The 17,806-nt window shown below is 66.1% G+C and carries 15 protein-coding genes; 7 read left to right on the top strand and 8 right to left on the bottom strand.

Translation table 11 applies throughout. The annotated features are described in order from the left end of the window. Positions 1–42: 42 nt before the first annotated feature. From GJ631_RS04255 to GJ631_RS04245, 3 genes are all read left to right on the top strand, one after another. Entirely contained in the window at positions 43–1,275 is a 1,233-nt protein-coding gene (locus GJ631_RS04255) for an MBL fold metallo-hydrolase (protein WP_370518553.1), read from the top strand. Between the two features lie 70 nt (positions 1,276–1,345). Continuing rightward, positions 1,346–1,915 (top strand): hypothetical protein, encoded by a 570-nt coding sequence (locus GJ631_RS04250; protein ID WP_156707952.1) that lies wholly within the window; start codon positions 1,346–1,348, stop codon positions 1,913–1,915. 30 nt (positions 1,916–1,945) lie between these two features. Continuing rightward, positions 1,946–2,764, top strand: a complete 819-nt coding sequence (locus GJ631_RS04245) for an aldo/keto reductase (protein ID WP_156707951.1) — start codon at positions 1,946–1,948, stop codon at positions 2,762–2,764. 7 nt (positions 2,765–2,771) lie between these two features. Here the strand turns inward: GJ631_RS04245 and GJ631_RS04240 are convergent, their stop codons facing one another. The 5 genes from GJ631_RS04240 to GJ631_RS04220 form a co-directional block, all read right to left on the bottom strand. Then, positions 2,772–3,089 (bottom strand): CPCC family cysteine-rich protein, encoded by a 318-nt coding sequence (locus GJ631_RS04240; RefSeq protein ID WP_156707950.1) that lies wholly within the window; start codon positions 3,087–3,089, stop codon positions 2,772–2,774. Positions 3,090–3,114: 25 nt separating this feature from the next. Next, the gene (locus GJ631_RS04235; RefSeq protein ID WP_156707949.1) at positions 3,115–3,396 is read right to left on the bottom strand and encodes a DUF6360 family protein; all 282 of its coding nucleotides are present in this window, start codon (positions 3,394–3,396) and stop codon (positions 3,115–3,117) included. Between the two features lie 48 nt (positions 3,397–3,444). Further along, positions 3,445–4,317 (bottom strand): hypothetical protein, encoded by an 873-nt coding sequence (locus GJ631_RS04230; RefSeq protein ID WP_197424820.1) that lies wholly within the window; start codon positions 4,315–4,317, stop codon positions 3,445–3,447. Between the two features lie 415 nt (positions 4,318–4,732). Beyond that, the gene (locus tag GJ631_RS04225; protein WP_156707947.1) at positions 4,733–7,351 is read right to left on the bottom strand and encodes a valine--tRNA ligase; all 2,619 of its coding nucleotides are present in this window, start codon (positions 7,349–7,351) and stop codon (positions 4,733–4,735) included. A 136-nt stretch (positions 7,352–7,487) separates the two neighbouring features. Continuing rightward, positions 7,488–8,927 (bottom strand): S9 family peptidase, encoded by a 1,440-nt coding sequence (locus GJ631_RS04220; RefSeq protein WP_156707946.1) that lies wholly within the window; start codon positions 8,925–8,927, stop codon positions 7,488–7,490. 149 nt (positions 8,928–9,076) lie between these two features. Here GJ631_RS04220 and gnd point away from each other — a divergent pair, with 149 nt between their 5' ends. Continuing rightward, entirely contained in the window at positions 9,077–9,979 is a 903-nt protein-coding gene (gene gnd, locus GJ631_RS04215; RefSeq protein WP_156707986.1) for a phosphogluconate dehydrogenase (NAD(+)-dependent, decarboxylating), read from the top strand. 43 nt (positions 9,980–10,022) lie between these two features. Beyond that, entirely contained in the window at positions 10,023–10,637 is a 615-nt protein-coding gene (locus tag GJ631_RS04210; RefSeq protein WP_156707945.1) for a histidine phosphatase family protein, read from the top strand. Here GJ631_RS04210 and GJ631_RS04205 read toward each other — a convergent pair. Genes GJ631_RS04205 through GJ631_RS04195 form a run of 3 tightly spaced genes read right to left on the bottom strand, consistent with a single transcriptional unit; the run spans position 10,634 to position 15,572 of the window. Then, the gene (locus tag GJ631_RS04205; RefSeq protein WP_156707944.1) at positions 10,634–11,140 is read right to left on the bottom strand and encodes an acetone carboxylase subunit gamma; all 507 of its coding nucleotides are present in this window, start codon (positions 11,138–11,140) and stop codon (positions 10,634–10,636) included. The two genes, GJ631_RS04210 and GJ631_RS04205, sit on opposite strands and share 4 nt — an antisense overlap. Before the next feature lie 2 nt (positions 11,141–11,142). Beyond that, positions 11,143–13,416: a hydantoinase B/oxoprolinase family protein gene (locus GJ631_RS04200; RefSeq protein ID WP_156707943.1), complete on the bottom strand. Its 2,274-nt coding sequence runs from the start codon at positions 13,414–13,416 to the stop codon at positions 11,143–11,145. Next, positions 13,413–15,572 (bottom strand): hydantoinase/oxoprolinase family protein, encoded by a 2,160-nt coding sequence (locus GJ631_RS04195; protein WP_156707942.1) that lies wholly within the window; start codon positions 15,570–15,572, stop codon positions 13,413–13,415. Before GJ631_RS04195 ends, GJ631_RS04200 begins: the two co-directional genes overlap by 4 nt. Positions 15,573–15,710: 138 nt before the next feature. On the opposite strand from GJ631_RS04195, the gene GJ631_RS04190 reads away from it, so the two are divergent. Then, the gene (locus GJ631_RS04190; RefSeq protein WP_156707941.1) at positions 15,711–16,607 is read left to right on the top strand and encodes a universal stress protein; all 897 of its coding nucleotides are present in this window, start codon (positions 15,711–15,713) and stop codon (positions 16,605–16,607) included. Further along, positions 16,604–17,806: an inorganic phosphate transporter gene (locus tag GJ631_RS04185; protein WP_156707940.1), complete on the top strand. Its 1,203-nt coding sequence runs from the start codon at positions 16,604–16,606 to the stop codon at positions 17,804–17,806. Before GJ631_RS04190 ends, GJ631_RS04185 begins: the two co-directional genes overlap by 4 nt.

The raw sequence follows: 17,806 nt of genomic DNA, 5'->3' as shown, positions 1-17,806 counted from the left end.
GAACCGACGAAGGCAAACCACGCGCCCGCCAACGACGGCGTAGTGAACGTCCAGTTCCTTGGCGGCGCGGGCGAAGTCGGCCGCAGCGCCGTCCTCGTCAACGACGCGCTGTTGCTCGACTTCGGCATCAAGACCGACTCGCCGCCGCAGTACCCAATCGGCGACATCGACCCCGAGGCGGTCGTCGTCAGTCACGGCCACCTCGACCACGCCGGCGCGGTGCCGTCGCTGTTGTCCGGTGACGCCCGGCCGCCGATTCACTGGACACCGCCGACGTACGAACTCGCGTTGACGCTGGCCCGTGACACGCTGAAACTCCACGGCGGGACGCCACAGTGTCCCTTCACCGAGGAGGACGTTCGCCGCGTCACCGAGATTTCGGAGACTCACGGCTACCGCGAGGCCTTCGAGGCGGCCGGCCACCGCGTCGAGTTCTTCAATGCCGGCCACATCCCCGGCAGCGCTCACGTCCTCGTGGACGACGGGGAGACGCGTCTGCTGTATACGGGCGATTTCCACACCGACGACCAGCGACTCGTCTCGGCGACGACCGAACGGCCCGATGCCGACGTCGTCATCACGGAATCGACCTACGCCGACGTCGAACACGAGTCCCGGGAAGCCGTCGAATCGCGGTTCGTCGACAGCGTGCGGACGACGCTGTGGGAGGGCGGCACCGTCGTCGTCCCCGCCTTCGCCATCGGCCGGACCCAAGAACTCATGCTCGTCTGTGACGCCCACGACATCGACTGCTACGTCGACGGGATGGGCAAGGAGGTGACGCGACTCGTTCGACAGTATCCCGAGTTCATCCGTGACGGCGAAGCGATGCGGAAGGCCAACTCCAACGCTCGATTCGTGACTGGACGAGATGGCCAACGAAAGCGCATCGCCGACCAGTCGACGGTCATCATCACGACCGCGGGGATGCTCTCGGGCGGGCCGGCGATGACGTACATTCCCGAGATTCACGCGAATCCGGTCAACAAGCTCTGTTTCTCGGGGTATCAGGTCGAGGGGACGCCCGGCCGCGAGATACTCGAAACCGGAAGCGCCGAACTCGGCGGTCGGCACCTGCAGGTGAGCGCACAGGTCGAATCCTACGACTTCTCCGCCCACGCCGACCGCGACGGCCTGCGGTCGTTCCTCGAAGCGTACCGCGGGACGCCGCTTCTTGTCAATCACGGCGACTCCTGTGTGTGGTTCGCCGGAGAACTGGAATCGGAGGGTCACGACGCGCGAGCGCCCGAGTTGGGCGAGACGGTCGAGGTGTGAGACGGCGTCGTCCGCCGTGTGACGCCGTCCCGAAGTGTAACTTAAGCCGCTCGAACCACTACATCCACTAATGAGTACCCGTCCCCTCTCTCCCGGTTCGACGCTGCTCGTCGACCTCGACGGCGTCGTCGCCGACCAGCTCCCGCGGCTCGTGACCCACCTCAACGAGGAGTTCTCCCTCGGCGTTTCCCCGTCGGACATCGACGAGTGGTCCTACGAGCACCCGGCCATCGACGGCCACATCGGGGACGTCATCACTGAGTTGATGACCGAGCGGCCGGAGTGGTACTTCGGCGGGATGGACCCAACGCCGGGCGTCGCCGACGCTCTCGGGGCACTTCGCGAGGAGTACCACATCGAAATCGCCACCCATCGCGTCCCCGAGACGCACGACGTCTCGAAGGCGTGGCTGGACGAACACGGCGTCCCCTACGACGAGTTCCACGAGGAAGTCCCCCGGGACAAGGGTGAGGTGCCGGGCGATGCGCTCATCGACGACTATCACACGAACGTCGCAAACGCCCTCGACGCCGGCAAAGCGGGCTTTCTGATGCGACAGCCGTACAGCGACCCCGCGGCCTGCGACGGCGCCCACGTCGTCGAGTCGTGGGACGACGTTCGCAATCTCCTCGGCGTGTAGGCTTTTGTCGGTGGCGCCCGACGTTTGGGTATGGACACCTTCGACATCGGTGGCGAACTCACGGTCGGTCGCCTCGGCTTCGGTGCAATGCGAATCACCGGCGAGGATATCATCGGCGAACCCGACGACGTAGCAGGGGCTCGCGACGTACTCCGGCGGGCCAGCGACCTCGTCGACCTCGTCGACACTGCCGACTCCTACGGCCCGGGCGTCTCCGAGCGGCTCATCGGCGAGACGCTCGCGCCCTACGACGACGTGGTCGTGGCGACGAAGGGCGGACTGCTCCGGAACACCGACGGCGAGTGGCTCCCGCGTGGCGACCCGGACTACCTCCGCAACGCCGTGCTGTGCAGTCTCGACCGCCTCCGCGTCGACGAAATCGACCTCTATCAGTTCCACCGCCCGGACCCCGAGGCCGACTTCGAGGAGAGCGTCGCGACGCTCGCCGAGATGAAAGACGAGGGGCTGATTCGACACGTCGGCCTCTCGAACGTCAGCGTCGAGCAACTGGACCTCGCACGCGACATCGTCGACATCGCGACCGTTCAGAACCGCTACAACGTCGGCTATCGCGAGGAAAGCGACGTGCTCGACGCCTGCACGGAGTACGGCATCGGCTTCATCCCCTGGTACCCGCTTGCGGCCAACGACCTGGATTCCGTCGACGGAATCGAGGAGGTAGCCGACGCCCACGACGCGACGCCACAGCAAATCGCGTTGGCGTGGCTGCTCGAACGGTCGCCAGTCATGCTACCGATTCCGGGCACCTCCAGCGTCACCCACCTCGAGGAGAACGTCGCCGCCGCCGATATCGAGTTGACGCCTGAAGAGTTCGAGAAACTGGCTTGACGGCGGATTACTCGTAGGGGTAGTTCGGGTCCCGGTCGTCGCCATCAGGCTCCCGTGTCGACTCGACGACATCGGGGAGACACGCGCCGAACTCCGCGACGTTCTCGCGGGCCGTCGACAGCGAGACGTAGTTGTAGTCGCTCTGGGCGTCGGGATAGTAGAACCCGAAGAGGTCGTCGAGCCAACCGCAGATTTCACACACCTCGTAGGACCCCGGCTGATTCGGGGTCAGCGTCCGATAGCCACAGCACGGACAGAACCCCAACTCCCGGGAGACGGGGTTCTCGTCACCTCTTGGGGGCCCGTCAGTGCCCTCCTCCGCCATACGGGCCATACGCTCTCCGGGCGTATCAGTCCTCGTTCGCCTCGACCTTCTCGGCGTGTTTCTCGAGGTCCGCCGCCAGCGTCCGGGCCTCTTCGGCTGAGAGCCGAACCGTCTCGGCGTGGGGAGCGAGGTGTTCTAACTGCGTGTTGTCCAACTCCACCTGCAGCGAGACGTGGTCGGGGTTCTCCCGCGGACTCGTCACGTTCACCACGGCGTAGGCCTCTTCCTCGAAGCCGTGCCCCTCGACTTCGCCGTCGAGGAGGTCCAGCGTCGTGTAGGCGTTGACCTTCATGATACGGTCGGCCATGCCCGGACGGTGGTCACGAAGTGGGGTAAGCGTGACGCCCGACCCGGGTCACCCCGGGAGGGCGACCTGCTGTTGGATGTCGTAGGGGTGTTCACCGGCAGTCCACCGGTAGATGTACTCGAGGGCCGTCCGGTCGGTGCGAACGCCGTCGTGGTCCGTCTCGATGGCGACGTTGGTCGCGCCCTCGAGTTCGGGGCTCCGCCGGCAGTTCCAGAACAGAGGGTCCTCGGTGCCTCGGAGCGTGTAGTAGTCGACGTCGCCGGGCGTCTCGTTTTCGTTGAGTCGAGCCAGCGGGTGTCCCTCGACCGAGTCGTGGTCGTCGCGGAGGAACTCGCTGACCCGGTAGGGGCCGCGGGCGAACCCGGTGTCAGCACACCACGTGCTGAGGACGGTCCCGTGGTTGGCGCCGGCGAGGCCAACGAAGCTATCGACCCACGACAGCCGGTTTCGGGCGGCGAGCCAGCAGCGTACGCCGGTGACGCCGAGGCTGTGTGCGACGACGTCGACGCTCTCGGCACCGGTGTACTCTCGGACGGACCCGACGAAGGCGTCGAGTTTCTCAATCATCGCCGCGTGAGTCGGGGTTCCCTCCCGGAACGTCACCGCCCAGAGGTCGTCGCCGCCGTAGCCCCGCCGGAGGAAGAACTCGGCGTGGCGCTCCCAGTCGCAGGCGTCCCGTTGGTTGCCGTGGACGAACACCACGGGCGTCCGCTCGCTGCCAGGTTCGGTCCCGTGGTACTCGTGGCCCCCCCAGCCGCCGTAGGCGCCGTCCGTCGACCACGGGAGGCGCCCGTCGTCGGCACGGTCGTGGTCACACCCCGTCGCACACCCGCCTCGACGGCGCGCGCGCTTGAGTTCGCGGACGCTACGCAGTAGCTCCCGCGAAAACGGCCACCCTTGAGTCGTAGTAGCGAGGGACACACTACCAGTTCCCAGGGTGGCACTAGAATATATCCAACTAACGGGACGAATCCTGTATCAGGGGAAAATTACTTAACAATGTAATACCTTGCCGCTTTCTCGTGGTTTCTTTCGCCAGCGGTGTGCGTCAGGTACGCACACACGCGTGCGGTTCACAGTCTGTAAGACCGAACCACAGACGAGATGAGCGACTCGATAGATGCGGAGCCAAATCGGCCGCAGTTCAGGGGTTGTGCGTTTTGTTATGCCGGTGAGTGGGCCTACTACGGCGCGAAACGGGTTGTCAGGCGGGTGCAGGATTCGGAATAGCGGCGGTTCGGCTCCGGTAGGCGGGCGTCGATGGCGACCTCCCTACTCGCGGGTCGCTTCGCTCCCCGCTCACTCCCCGAGACTCCTCACTTCGTTCGGAGTCTCGCTACTCCACCACCAACACCGTCGCATCCCCTGCTTCGAGGACGACAACCTCCTCGCCGCTCTCCGAGCGCTGTTCCTCGACGATGTCGAACATCTCGGCGTCGACGGTGACTGTCTCGCCGTCGAGGTCGAACTCGACGTGCCCCTCCGTCTCCAGTTCGGCCTGCAGTTCCGCGGGGTCGGCCGCTTCCAGTTTTCCGATGACGGCGCCAGCCTGGTCGCGGAAGGCCGGCCCCAGTTCGCTGTGTTCGATATCCACATCGACGGGGACGAGTTCGATGTTCGGCCGGCCCTGTTCGACGTAGACGGGGCCGTTGACGGTGTCCGCGAGGTCGTAGGTATCCAACGGGAGGTCCTCGTCGAGGTACACCTCGATGCGGTCGAGGTCGGCGTTCAGGGGTTTTCCCTCGTCGGATTTCCAGCCACGAACCGTGGCGGCGACCGCGGCGATGAGTTCGCCCCGGCGTTCGGTTTCGGTGTCGCCCTCGGGCAACTCGGGCCAGGCGGCGTTGTGGACGCTCCCATCGGTCGGGAGGTGGCTCCATGCCTCCTCGGTGATGAACGGCGCAAAGGGCGAGAGCATCCGCAGGGAGGCAGTCAACGCGGTGTACAGTGCGTGTTGGGCGGCCTTTCGCTCGCCCGGTCGGCCCTCGTACAGGCGGCCCTTCACGAGTTCGAGGTAGTCGTCGGCGAGGTCGTGCCAGACGAACTCCCGGACCTCTCGCAGGGCGCTGTCGAAGCGGTACTCCTCCATGTCCTCGGCGACGCTCTCGGCGACACGGGCGCACTTCGAGAGAATCCACTCGTCTGCGTCCCGGTAGGCGGGGTCGGTGATGTCCGCCGTCGACTCGTCGACGTGGCCGGAGGCGAACTTCGTGATGTTCCAGACCTTCGTCTGGAAGCGACTCGCGGAGGTGACCTCTTTCCACTGGAACTGAATGTCGCTGCCGGGTTGGCCACCCAGCGCCATCGCCTGCCGGAAGGCGTCGGCGCCGTACTCCTCGACGACCTCCTCGGGCTGGACGAAGTTGTCGCGTGATTTGGACATCTTGTTGCCGTCCTCGCCGAACACCATCCCGTTGATGAGGGCGTCCTCCCACGGGATGGTGTCCTCTAGGGCGGCCGTCCGGAGGATGGTGTAGAAGGCCCACGTCCGGATGATGTCGTGGCCCTGCTCGCGCAGTTGAACGGGTTCGAAGTCGGCGTCGGGCCAGCCAGCGACGTACAGCGGCGAAATCGACGAATCCATCCACGTGTCCATCACGTCGGTTTCGCCGGTCCACGACTCGCCGCCGCACTCGATGCACGTCTCGACGGCGGGCTCGTCCGTCGTCGGGTCGACGGGCACCTCCTCGCTGTCGGCGATGTGGACGTGCCCACAGTCCTCACACTCCCAGGCGGGAATCGGGGTGGCGAAGACGCGCTGTCGGGAGATGACCCAGTCCCACTCCATCCCCTCGGTCCACTCCTCGAGTCGGCTGTACATGTGCTCGGGGAACCATTCGACGGCCTGAGCCTGCTCCAGAATCTCCTCTTGGTCGACGCGGACGAACCACTGCTCTTTCGAGAGGATTTCGATGGGCGTATCACAGCGCCAACACTGGCCGACGGACTGCTCGGTCGGCTCTTCGTCGTTGAGGTGGCCGGATTTCTGGAGGGCGGTCGCGATGGCGTCTTTCGCCTCGTCGATTGTCTGGCCCTCGAACTCGCCGGCGAGTTCGTTGAGTTTGCCGTCCTCGGTGAACACCGGACGCAAATCGAGGTCGTGTTCGACCCACCAGTCGACGTCCTGTTTGTCGCCGAAGGTACATATCATCACCGCGCCGGTCCCGAAGTCGCCGTCAACGTCGTCGTCGGCGATGAGTTCGACTTCCTGGCCGAACAGCGGCACCTCGAAGGTGTCGCCGATGCGGTCTTCGTAGCGTTCGTCGTCGGGGCTGACGGCCATTCCGACACACGCCGCGAGCAGTTCGGGGCGCGTGGTCGCGATTTCGATATCGTCGTTGCCGACGCCCTCGAAGGTGATGTAGTACAGCGTCCCCTCGTGGTCTTCGTTTTCGACCTCGGCGTCGGCGATTGCCGTCTCACACCGGGGACACCAGTTGACGGGGTGTTCGTCCTGGTACACGTAGCCGTCCGATGCCATCTCGACGAACGACCGCTGGGTCTCCCCCCAGTAGTCGGGGTCCATCGTCCGGTACTCGTGGTTCCAGTCCTGTGAGAACCCGAGCGTCCCCATCGTCTCCTTCATCGCGCCGATTTGGTCGTTGGTGTGTTCGATACACCACTCCCGGAACTGCTCGCGGGAGACTTCGGTGCGGTGGATGTCGCGGTTCTCCTCGACTTTGACTTCCGTCGGCAGGCCGTGGCAGTCCCACCCCTGCGGGAACAGCACGTCGTCGCCTTTCAGGCGGTGGTACCGCGCCGCGAAGTCCATGTAACACCAGCCGAGTGCGTTCCCGATGTGGAGGTTTCCGGTCGGGTACGGCGGCGGCGTGTCGATGATGTAATCTGGGCGTTCGGGGTCGTCGTCGTAGCTGTACACGTCGGAGTCGGCCCACTCCTCGTGCCACTTCTGTTCTGCGGCGTCGGGGTCGTAGCTGTCAGGAACCTCGCTCATGATTGGGGTGTCGCGTAAACCGGTCGGTAGGCAGTTCGCGTGCGCGCCGAGAGAAAGGCGCGGTTACAGTCCACGTACTACCGACTGACTCGCGCTCATACCCGTTGGCATGGCTGTTGCCGGTAAAAAGGTTCGCTTACCGTCGTCCCGGCGGCGTCGGGGTGTCACAGCCGGTTCGGATGTCCTCACAGGAGTGATGCTGCTGGTTTCGGCCGGGGAAGGCCCGCTTCGAGCGGTAGTGGAAACTGAGATGATTCCCCCACTCCTCGTCGGCCAGCAGCCGCGAATCGGCGTCGTGGTACCCCGACTCGTTCGGTTCTTTCAGCCACCGGTCGAACCACGCGACGGTGTAGTGGTCGGCGAGGGCGTTGCCGAACTCCCACGACGTGGCGGGGAACGTCGGCAGTAGCGACCACTCGTAGTGGGTTCCACCCCGGATGACGAGCTGGTAGGTGGGGACGCCGGCCTCTCGGAACCGCTCGAACCCCCTCGATTTCCCGTCGGGGTCCGGCGGCTGCTCGTGGGGCGTCGGCGTCAGGAAGTAGTCGCCGGATTGCCCCATCGCGGGGACTCGGGGTTCGACGCTCCCCTCGGGAACCGTCTCGAAGAATCGCGCGGCGTCGGTGGCCTCGCTCTCGGGGCCGTCGCCGGCCACGCTGTCGCTACCGCCGAGGTTGTCCCACGCGACGACCGCATCGACGGGGTTGGCGCCACCGGTCGGCCACGGCTCCAGTCCTTGTACGATGCTCGCGCCGATGGCGCCAGCGGAGTGGCCGGCGATGCCGAGCCGAGAGCGGTCAAGCCGGTTGAAGGCGGGGTTGTACTCGACGACCGGTGCGTCGTCGCCGCGGTCGTAGGCGGCGTTCGGCGCGTACGGCTCCTCGGGCGTCGAGTGGAAGAAGTCGATGGCGTCGATTTGGTTCGTCACGAACACCTCGCCGTTGGCGTTGCCGCCGGGTTCGCCCGAGGGCGTGAGACTGTCCGAACGACCCTGTCCACGGGGGTCGTAGGTCAACACGACGTAGCCCGCCGCGACGAGCGACTGGGCGGCCCACCAGTACAGCGGTTCTGGGGCCTGTACTGACCCGTTCGTGATGACGATACCGGGGCGGGCCTCGTCTGCTTCCGCTTCGACGGGCGTCCAGACGTGTCCCGACAGGCGGGCGCCCTCGCGGTCGTAGAAGGCGACGCGCTGCCGTTCGCCGACGGTGCCGTAGAAGTTCCGAGCGTCGATGTCGCGGTACAGCGTGGGGTCGCCGGTACACTGCTCGCCCCAGGTCGCACAGAGGTTCGCGTGGCTCCGCCAGCCGGGTTCGGCGGCGACACGCTCGGCGTAACTCGCGGCGTTTTCGGTGCTTCGCCGCTGCCAGCGCCGCATGAACTCCGGGTCGGAGGACTGCTCTGCGGGTGCCTCCTGTGTCTTCGCGTAGTTGCGAAACTCCCGACGCAACCACTCGGGGTCGGAATCCAGCGAATCCAGTTCCGGGAGCGCCGCCGCTTTCCCGCCCCCCAAGGCGGTCGTCGTGAGTCCCGCCGTGGCGGCCAACAGGGTCCGCCGTGTGAACTGCCCGCGCATCCTTTCGACTCGATGTATCCGTAACTATAGCCAAAGGGTTACTGGCGCCTCTATCCGGTCATTTATGTGTGAATCCGCCCCACGACCGGCGGGCGGTGAACGCACGCGGAATCACAACCCTCACTTGCGGCCCCGACGAGGGGTCGGATATGCAACTGGGCGTCATCGGACTGGGCCGGATGGGCCGTATCGTCGTCGACCGGGTACTCGAAGACGGACACGACGTGGTCGCTTTTGACCTCGACGACGAGGCCGTCTCGGCGGCTGCTGACGCCGGAGCCACTCCCGCCGACTCCATCGCTGACCTCGTTTCCCAACTTCCCGAGGCGAAGCGCATCTGGCTGATGGTGCCCGCAGGCGACGCCGTCGACGCGACGCTCGACGACCTCGACCCGCTACTCGACGCCGACGACGTGGTCGTCGACGGCGGCAACTCCCACTTCGAGCGCTCCGTCGAGCGCGCCGAAGCACTCGACGCGGCGTATCTCGACTGCGGCACCTCGGGCGGCCCCGCCGGCGCCGAGGTGGGCTTTTCGCTGATGGTCGGTGGCCCCGAATGGGCCTACGAGGCGATGGTGCCCGTCTTCGACGCCGTCGCGACCGGTCCCGACGGTCACGACCGCATGGGGCCCTCGGGGTCGGGCCACTACGTGAAGATGGTCCACAACGGCGTCGAGTACGCGCTGATGCAGGCCTACGGCGAGGGGTTCGAACTCCTCTCGGAGGGTCGCTACGACCTCGACATGGAGTCTATCGCCCGGACGTGGAACAACGGCGCCGTCATCCGGTCGTGGCTGCTGGAGCTCTGTGAGGAGGCGTTCCACGAGGAAGGCAACGATTTGGGCGATGTGGACGACCACATCGCTGGAGGGTCGACGGGAACCTGGACCGTCCAGGAGGCGCTCGAACAGGAAATCGCGGTGCCGCTCATCTACGAGGCCCTCGGCGAGCGCTTCGACTCTCGCGCCCCCGAGAAGGGGAAGTTCTCCCGACGCCTCGCCAACCGCCTGCGATACGGCTTCGGCCGACACGAAGTCAAACGGCGGGAGTGACCCGACAGAACACTCATACACGCCGCCGGCGTAGGCCCGCGAAATGACACGCGTCGTCGTCGTCCGCCACGGCGAGACCGACTGGAACAAGAACGGCCGGATGCAGGGGTGGGCGCCCGTCCCCCTGAACGAGACGGGCCGACAGCAGGCCAGGGCCGCCGGCGAGTTCCTCGCCGAGGAGTACGACATCGACCGCGTCTTCTCGTCGGATTCGGTTCGGACTCGCCAGACGGCCGACCGCCTGCTGGAGGGCGTCGGCGACGTGCCCGTCGAGTTCGAACCCCACTGGCGGGAGCGCGATTTGGGCGTGTATCAGGGCCTCACCTACGGCGACGTAGAGGAGCGCTTCCCGGAGTTCGGTCTCGGCGAGGCCGCCTACGAGGCGTCGCTGCGTATTCCCGAAGGCGGCGAATCGTTGCGAGACGTGGCCGACCGCGTGACCAACCGCTTTTGGTCCGTCGTCGACGCCTACGATGGCGAGACGCTCCTCGTCGTCACCCACGGCGGCCCGATTCACGTCCTCTTGGGATACGCCAAGGGGATGGACCTCGAGGAAGCGCTCGGCAGCCACCATCAGGCCAACTGTGCGGTCAACGAGATTCGCGTCGACGACGGGATGGCGGTTCACCGCGAGAACGTGACGGAGTGGGAGCGCTAGCGCTTATCCGGCGCCTTCTCGCCCAGCCACTCCTCGTAGAAGGTGTCGATGTCGGGTTCGAAGTTCTGTAAGACGGGATAGCCCGCCGGCACGGCGTCCACGTCGAGCTGGGCGAAACAGCCGGGACAGAACCACTCCCGCAGTTGGAACGTCCAGTCGGGGTGTGGCGTCTGATACTCCGGGTAGATTTCGCGGTGGTCGTCTTCGTCCTCGCGGACGCGGACGCGGGCGTGTTCTTTCCAGTTCTTCTCGACGCCGCAGAACTCGTGGCCACAGTCGCACTTGACGATGCGGCCCTGTTCGGAGCCGACGACGTAGAGGTGGTCGTTCAGCGGCAGCAGAATGGGGTCGTCCCACTCCACGTCCTCCTGTAACAGTCGTCGGGTCACCTCGAAGCGCTGGTCGTCTTTCGGGTCCGGCAACACGTCGTTGCGCAGTTCCTCCCAGCCGAGTTCGCCGTCGATGAGCTTTTCGACCTGTTGTCTGTCGGTTTCGGTTGCCATTGTCAGAATCCACTCCTGTCGATGTCCCAGAACTCGTCGAACTCCGCCTCGAACTCCTCGGAGATGTCGAAGGCGTCGACGTACATCTCGGCGACGGGGTCGGAGACGTCGCCGTCCTGAACGCGCTCGCGCTCTGCTTCGAAGAACTCCTCGAAGGGGACGCTCTCCTCGGCACGCCGCTCTCGAATCTTCTCGCGGGCGTCCTCGGTGGCCGCTCGGTCCATCTCGAAGACGCGGTTCTTCTCGTCGAACTCGCCGACGACGCCGTACACCTTCTCGACGGTCTCCGGCGAGTAGATTTCCTCTTCGACGTCGGCGACGACCTTCTCCAGTGGGCGCTCCAGTGGGTCACCCCACCCGGGCCCGCCGCCCATCTGGAAGTGCATCACGTCGTGGTTGTCGAACTCCTTGGGGAAGTAGTTCCCACGGTGGGTGCGCTCGATGTCGCCGTCGATTTGCTCCTCGAAGGTCCCGGGTGGGGTGTCACCGGTCGGATACGGCTCGCCTTCCCGTGCCCGGTCGGCGAGGTCGGTGTCGTGGGCGCGGACGGCGTACTTCGTCGACCCGGGATAGCCGCCGGCCATCCCCGCCGTCGAGAACGCCACGTCCGGGATGGAGGCCTTGTACAGCGTACAGTCCTCGGTACCCATCACGGTCATGACGCCCTCCCAGCCGGAGCCGCCGCGGTACTTGCCGTGGCCCGCCGAGTCGGTCTTCATCTGTCTGGAGAGATACTGGGTCCCCCACTGGACCATCTCCCACTCCTCTACGTCGCCCATGTCGGCCTCGGGGTTCCACATCGCATAGCCGTGGTCGAGGCCGTCCCGGACGGCCGACGCCCCCAACCCCTGACAGGAGAGGTCGAAGGGGCTGACCGGGAAGTAATCGCCCACTTCGTCGGGAATCATCTGGGCCATGCTCTCCATCAGCGTCCCGCCGCCCTGGACGGTGTCGGTCGTCTCGGAGTAGCCGGTGACGACCTCCTCGCGGAACCCACGGGAGAAGAACGCCTGCGAGACGTTCTGCCACACCGACTGGAACGCCGGCATGATGGTCCCCCACGGCGCGTGAAACGACAACTGTGGGTCGTCGGGGTTCGTCAGGCTCCCCTCCGGGAAGTTCGTCTCCAAGGCGTAGTGAGAGCCGTCGTTGACCTTCCCGTCGTGGAGCAGACACTGGGTGAGCGACACCCACAGCCCGCCGGTCATCGACCCCTCGGCGGCGTTGAAGGAGTGGGCGCCCTGCGAGGAGGTCCCCTCCATGTCCAGCGACATCGTGCCGTCGGCGTTGATGTCCATCTCGACGGGGAGGTGATGGAGGCTGTCCTTCTGCTGTTCGGGTTTCCAGCCCTCCTCGGCCAGCGGCAGGCCGACGAAGGAACTGTTCCGGTAGGTGCCGGGGAACAGCCGTTCTTGGACGCGCGATTCCATCGTTCGGCGACCCTCCTCGACGGCCTCTCGGGTGAACTGCTTGAACGTCTCGGCGCCCACGTCATCGATGATGTCGTGGACCGCCTCCCGAATCATGTGACAGCCGGCGAGGCGACACTTCTCGTCTAAGTCCCAGTACATCGGGGTCCGCGTCGACCGCTCGCCGCGGGTCTTCCAGTCCTGATACAACTCGTCGCCCTCGCCGATTTTCTCACACGTCGCGTAGATGCCGTCCTCGAAGCGGGAGGTGTGGACGATGGAGGTATGGCCCTGTGAGGCGCCGCCGATGTCGGCCTCGTGGGTGACGCCGTCGGCCCACGCCACCAACTCCCCGTCGTGGAAGATGGGGACGATGGTGTGGACGTCAGTCGTGTGGACGTTGCCGAGGTCGTTGTCGTTGTTGCAGAACACGTCGCCGGGTTCGATGCCCCGGTCGTGTTCGTAATCCTCCTCTATCATCCACTTGATGGCCAGCGACCCGGTGTGGACGTGGACGATGATGCCCGTCGAGACGGCGATGGAGTCGCCCTCCGGGGTGTAAATCTGGAAGCACAGTTCGCCGATTTCCCGGACGATGGGCGACGCCGAGACGTGGAGTGCGGTCTCCCGGGCGGAGACCAACGCCCCGCGAAGGCGGGAGTAGAGCCGCTCGTACTCGAAGCGGTTCTCCTCTTTGAGCTCGAGGTCCTCGAGGCCGCGGTAGTGGCCGGTCTCCTCGGTCAACCGCTCGGTCTCTGCGAGCATCGACTGCAACGATTGCCCGTCCCAGCCGATTTCGCCACCGTTCGTCAGTTTCTCCGTGACGGCGAGTTTCTCCTCGCCGACCTTGTCGTTCTCGATGCTCATTGTTCCTGTAGGTGATAGATTCGGTTCTCGTCGAGCGGTGCCTCGTAGCCCGGCGGCACGAGGATGGTCGTCGCGGGCGCCTCGATGACCGAGGGGCCCTCGATGCGGTTGCCCGGCTGGATGTCGCGCATCTGCCAGAGGTCGGCGGCGTGCCAGCCGTCGTCCCAGTAGATGTCCCGGGTGCCCTTGTGGGCGTCCTCGGGTGGCGTCTCATCCTGTAACTCCTCCTGTGGGATGGTCGGCTTCGCCGAGGGGCCGACGCCGACGCCGATGGCCATCGTAATCTGATAGCCGTTCTCCGGGGACTTTGCGGCGCGCTGGAACACCTGGTCGAATTTCGCCTCGTAGCGGTCGATGATGTCCTCGACGCCTTCCGCGTCGATGCCCGCTTCCCCGTCCCAGACCTCGCTGATGTCGACTTCGAGGTCGTCGAGCATCCCGAGATACTGGATGCGAAGCGACGGCTGGAACTCGACGGTGTCGGGGTCGACGCCGTCGCGGTCGAAGGCCGCCTCCGCCCGTTCTCTGAGGGTTTCGAGGGTGTCGTTGATGGAGTACGCCACCGACGAGGCGTTCGAGAAGTCCGGCTGGAGTATCTCGTCGACCGACTGGTCGTAGCGGTACGCCGAGTCGGCACACGCACAGCCGAACGCCGAAAACGCCGCCGCCCACTGTGGGATGAGGATGTCCTCGAACTCCAGGCCGCGGCTGTAGCCAGCGGCGTGCAGCGGCCCACCGCCGCCGTAGCTCATCAGCGTGTAGTTCTCCGGGGAGTAGCCCAACCCGAGGATGAGGCCGCGGAGTTCGTTCGACATGTCGCGTTCGACGATGTCGAGGACACCGCGGGCCGTCTCGATTGGGTCCTCGTCGAGCGGGCTGGCGATTTGCTCGTCGATGGCGTCGATGGCCACGTCGCGGTCCATCGGGATGTCGCCGCCGAGGAACGAATCGGGGTTGAGATAGCCGAGGGCGAGCGTGCAGTCGGTGACCGTCACCGTGTCCACGTCGCTGTCCATGTTGGAGTAGCCGACCTTGTAGCCCGCCGAGTCGGGGCCGACCTCGATGCGCTCGGAGGTGCGGTCGACGCGGACGTACGACCCCGTTCCCGACCCGATGGTGTCCATCGCCGTCATCGGGATGTTCACCATGAACTGCGCGAGGCTCTGGTCCCACCGTGTGGGGTAGTGGCCCTCGGTGATGAGCCCCACGTCGAAGGAGGTGCCGCCCACGTCCGAGCAGACGAGGTTGTCGATGTCGAGTTCCTCGGCGAGGAACTCCCCGCCGAAGATGCCGCCGATGGGACCGGACAGCATCGTATCGACCAGCCAGTCGTGTTCGGGGGCGACCGTTCCGCCAGAAGAGGTGAGCACCCGGACGGGCGATTCCGACCCCAACTCGGCGAAGCCGTCGTCGACCTGCCGGAGTTGTTCGCGGGAGGGTTCGGCGGCGTAGGCCTCGATGACCAAGGTGTTCAGTCGCGGCAACTCCCCGCGAATCGGTTTCTGTTCGGAAGACAGCCAGATGGGGACCGACTCGCCGCGTTCCTCCATCACCTCCTCGGCGATGTCCTTGATTTTCTGCTCGTGGTTGTCGTTGAGATACGAGTAGACGAGGCAGACGCAGATGACCCGGACGCCGCGGTCGAGCAGGTCCTGAATCGCCTCGTAGGCCTCGTCTTCGTACAGCGGCAGCGTCGGCAGGCCGGCCATGTTCATCCGGCCGCGGACGCCGCGGATGTTCTCCCGCGGGACGAGCGGTTCGGGGTGTTCGTGTTCGCGGGCGTGGAGTCGACCCGCATACGAGCGGTCGGCCCATGACTGGATGCCGCGGCCGAACCGCAGTTGGTCCTCCATGCCGCCGTTGGTGATGACGCCGATGTCCCCCGACCCCTCCCGTTCGAGCAGGCGGTTCAACATCGCCGTCCCGGAGTAGACGATGCCCTCGAGTTTGCCGGCACCATCCGTGGGTTCGATGCCCCAGTTACCGACGGCGTCGGCGAAGGAGTTCGTCGTACACACGGATTCGTCGTCCGGCGTCGTCTGTGCCTTGCCGACCGTGTAGTTCGCCTCGTCGTCGACGACGAAGGTGTCGGTCATCGTCCCGCCCGTGTCCATCGCCAGCAGGCGCGGGCGGTTGCGGTCGCCGTCGGCGCTCACGGCGACCACCCGTGGAATGTGTTACTGTGGCTCACGGCAACAAGTACTTGAGACGATTAATCATGTAGTTGTAGCCTCGCACCGGAGGTGGATTGAAATATCGACAGGCGTTTGTGTGTTTATAGACAACAACACACGATGACTACGGACCCAGAGGTCGTTGTCGCAGTCGGTAATCCCGACCACGTCGAGCAGTTGGTTCGAACCGCTGGCGACCTCGCCCGGGCCCGAGACGGCCGGATTCGGCTGGTGAGCGTCGTCGTCAAATCCCACGACTCGCCGTTCGAGGTGTTCTCCGACGAGACGATTCGCCGGGAGTACTCGGGCGACCGACAGGCGCTGTTGGACCGGGCGACGGCGGCCGCACCGTCGGACGTTCCCGTGGAAGCCGAACTCGTCGTCGCGAAGTCGGTCGCGGCGGGCGTGTTGGATGCCGTCGCCGCCCCCAGCGTCGAAGCGCTGTTCGTCGGGTGGCACGGACCCTCCCGACGGTCGGAGGTCGTCCTCGGAACGAGCGTCGACAGGCTGCTCCGACGGGCGCCGTGTGACGTCTACGTCGAGCGCATCGGCCGCACCGCCGACGGCGTCGACCGAGTGCTCCTGCCGGTGGCCGGTGGCCCACACGTCCGGCCGGCGGCGATGGCTGCCGCGGCCATCGCGGCGAGCAACGACGCGACGGTGACCACGGTGTCGGTGATACCGCCGGGAGCAGACCGCGAGGAGCCCAGCAGGTGGCTCGCGGAGGCGGTCGAGGCGGTCTCGGGGTCCCCCGGCTCCGAGGTGGCCATCGAGACGGGAGTTCGGGAGTCCGAGAACGTCGAGGACGCACTCGTCGAGACCGCGGCCGACTACGACATCGTCGTCTTCGGCGCCACCAGACAGAGCGGCCTCCGGAAGCGACTCGTCGGGTCGGTCCCGCGTCGCGTCGCCGACCGCACCGACCGGACCGTCCTGTTGGCTCGGGCGGCCGACGCAGTCGACGGCCCGTTGGGGTCGCTTATCGGCCGTCTCCAATCCCGCCGTCGGGGCGCATGACGGCGACGTTCTGGGCACTCGTCGGGTTCGCGGCGCTGGCCGGGTTGTTCATGGCGTGGGCGCTCGGCGCCAACAGCAACTCCCCGCCGTTCGCTCCGGCGGTCGGTGCCAACGCCGTCCCGACGATGCGTGCGGCGTTTCTCATCGGCATCTTCGCCGCCCTCGGCGCCCTCACACAGGGTGGGAGCATCTCCGAGACCGTCGGCACGAGCCTCATCGGCGGCGTCGACATCACGCCGTTGGCGGCGACGGCCGGCCTCCTCACCGCCGCGACGTTCATGGCACTCGGCGTCTACTCCGGCTACCCGATTCCCGCGGCTTTCGCCACGACCGGCGCTATCGTCGGCGTCGGACTCTCACTCGGTGGGTCGCCGGCCTGGGAGACCTACAGCCGACTCGGGATGTTCTGGCTCGCGGTGCCGTTCATGTCCGCCAGTGTCGCCTACGGGACGGCGACGCTGCTGCGCCGTGACGACGTTTCGGAGGCCGTCGGCGTCCCGCTGTTGGCGGCGGTCGTCGCCGGCATCATCGCGAACATCCGTCTCGGCATCATCCCCGCTCCGGACGCCGACCAGGGGACGATAGCCGGGGCCGCCGGTCTGCCGTTCGGGAGTCCGACCGTCGCCGGCGTCGACGTCGTCGCCGTGGTGACGACCGTCGCCTTCGGGGCCGTCGCGTTCCGGTATCTCCGAGGACGCATGCTCGAGGATGTCGACGCCGGTATCAGGATGTTCCTGTTGGTTCTGGGGAGCGTCGTCGCCTTCTCCAGCGGCGGCAGTCAGGTCGGGTTGGCGACCGGCCCCCTCGAGAACCTCGCTCGCGGGGAGTTGGGCCTTCCGGCCATCGCGCTGTTGGCCTTCGGTGCCAGCGGCATCCTCGCCGGGGCCTGGATGGGCGCCCCGCGGCTCCTGCAGGCGACCTCCCGGGAGTACGCCCAACTGGGTGTTCGGCGCTCTATCGCCGCCTTGGTCCCCGGGTTCCTCATCGCGCAACTCGCGATTGCACTCGGCATCCCCATCTCGTTCAACAACATCATCATCTCGGGTGTCATCGGAGGTGGTCTCGCGGGCGGGTCGGCGGGCGTCTCGCGGGAGAAAATCGTCCGGACCGTCGTCTTCTGGTTCATCACGCTCGGCTCGTCGGTCGCCGTCGGGTTCGGCCTCTACAGGGGGCTGACGACCGCACTCGGCATCCGATAA

Source organism: Natronomonas sp. CBA1123 (assembly GCF_009741925.1).
Lineage (GTDB): Archaea > Halobacteriota > Halobacteria > Halobacteriales > Haloarculaceae > Natronomonas.
The sequence above is the reverse complement of the archived record's forward strand: the minus strand, read 5'-3'. Positions and strand labels throughout refer to the sequence as shown.

Bases quoted from the DNA above. Each gene is read 5' to 3' on its own strand.
- GJ631_RS04235 (WP_156707949.1), bottom strand. From the start codon at position 3,396: ATGGCCGACCGTATCATGAAGGTCAACGCCTACACGACGCTGGACCTC.
- GJ631_RS04190 (WP_156707941.1), top strand. From the start codon at position 15,711: ATGACTACGGACCCAGAGGTCGTTGTCGCAGTCGGTAATCCCGACCAC.
- GJ631_RS04205 (WP_156707944.1), bottom strand. From the start codon at position 11,140: ATGGCAACCGAAACCGACAGACAACAGGTCGAAAAGCTCATCGACGGC.
- GJ631_RS04185 (WP_156707940.1), top strand. From the start codon at position 16,604: ATGACGGCGACGTTCTGGGCACTCGTCGGGTTCGCGGCGCTGGCCGGG.
- gnd (WP_156707986.1), top strand. From the start codon at position 9,077: ATGCAACTGGGCGTCATCGGACTGGGCCGGATGGGCCGTATCGTCGTC.
- GJ631_RS04250 (WP_156707952.1), top strand. From the start codon at position 1,346: ATGAGTACCCGTCCCCTCTCTCCCGGTTCGACGCTGCTCGTCGACCTC.
- GJ631_RS04220 (WP_156707946.1), bottom strand. From the start codon at position 8,927: ATGCGCGGGCAGTTCACACGGCGGACCCTGTTGGCCGCCACGGCGGGA.
- GJ631_RS04210 (WP_156707945.1), top strand. From the start codon at position 10,023: ATGACACGCGTCGTCGTCGTCCGCCACGGCGAGACCGACTGGAACAAG.
- GJ631_RS04200 (WP_156707943.1), bottom strand. From the start codon at position 13,416: ATGAGCATCGAGAACGACAAGGTCGGCGAGGAGAAACTCGCCGTCACG.
- GJ631_RS04225 (WP_156707947.1), bottom strand. From the start codon at position 7,351: ATGAGCGAGGTTCCTGACAGCTACGACCCCGACGCCGCAGAACAGAAG.
- GJ631_RS04240 (WP_156707950.1), bottom strand. From the start codon at position 3,089: ATGGCGGAGGAGGGCACTGACGGGCCCCCAAGAGGTGACGAGAACCCC.
- GJ631_RS04245 (WP_156707951.1), top strand. From the start codon at position 1,946: ATGGACACCTTCGACATCGGTGGCGAACTCACGGTCGGTCGCCTCGGC.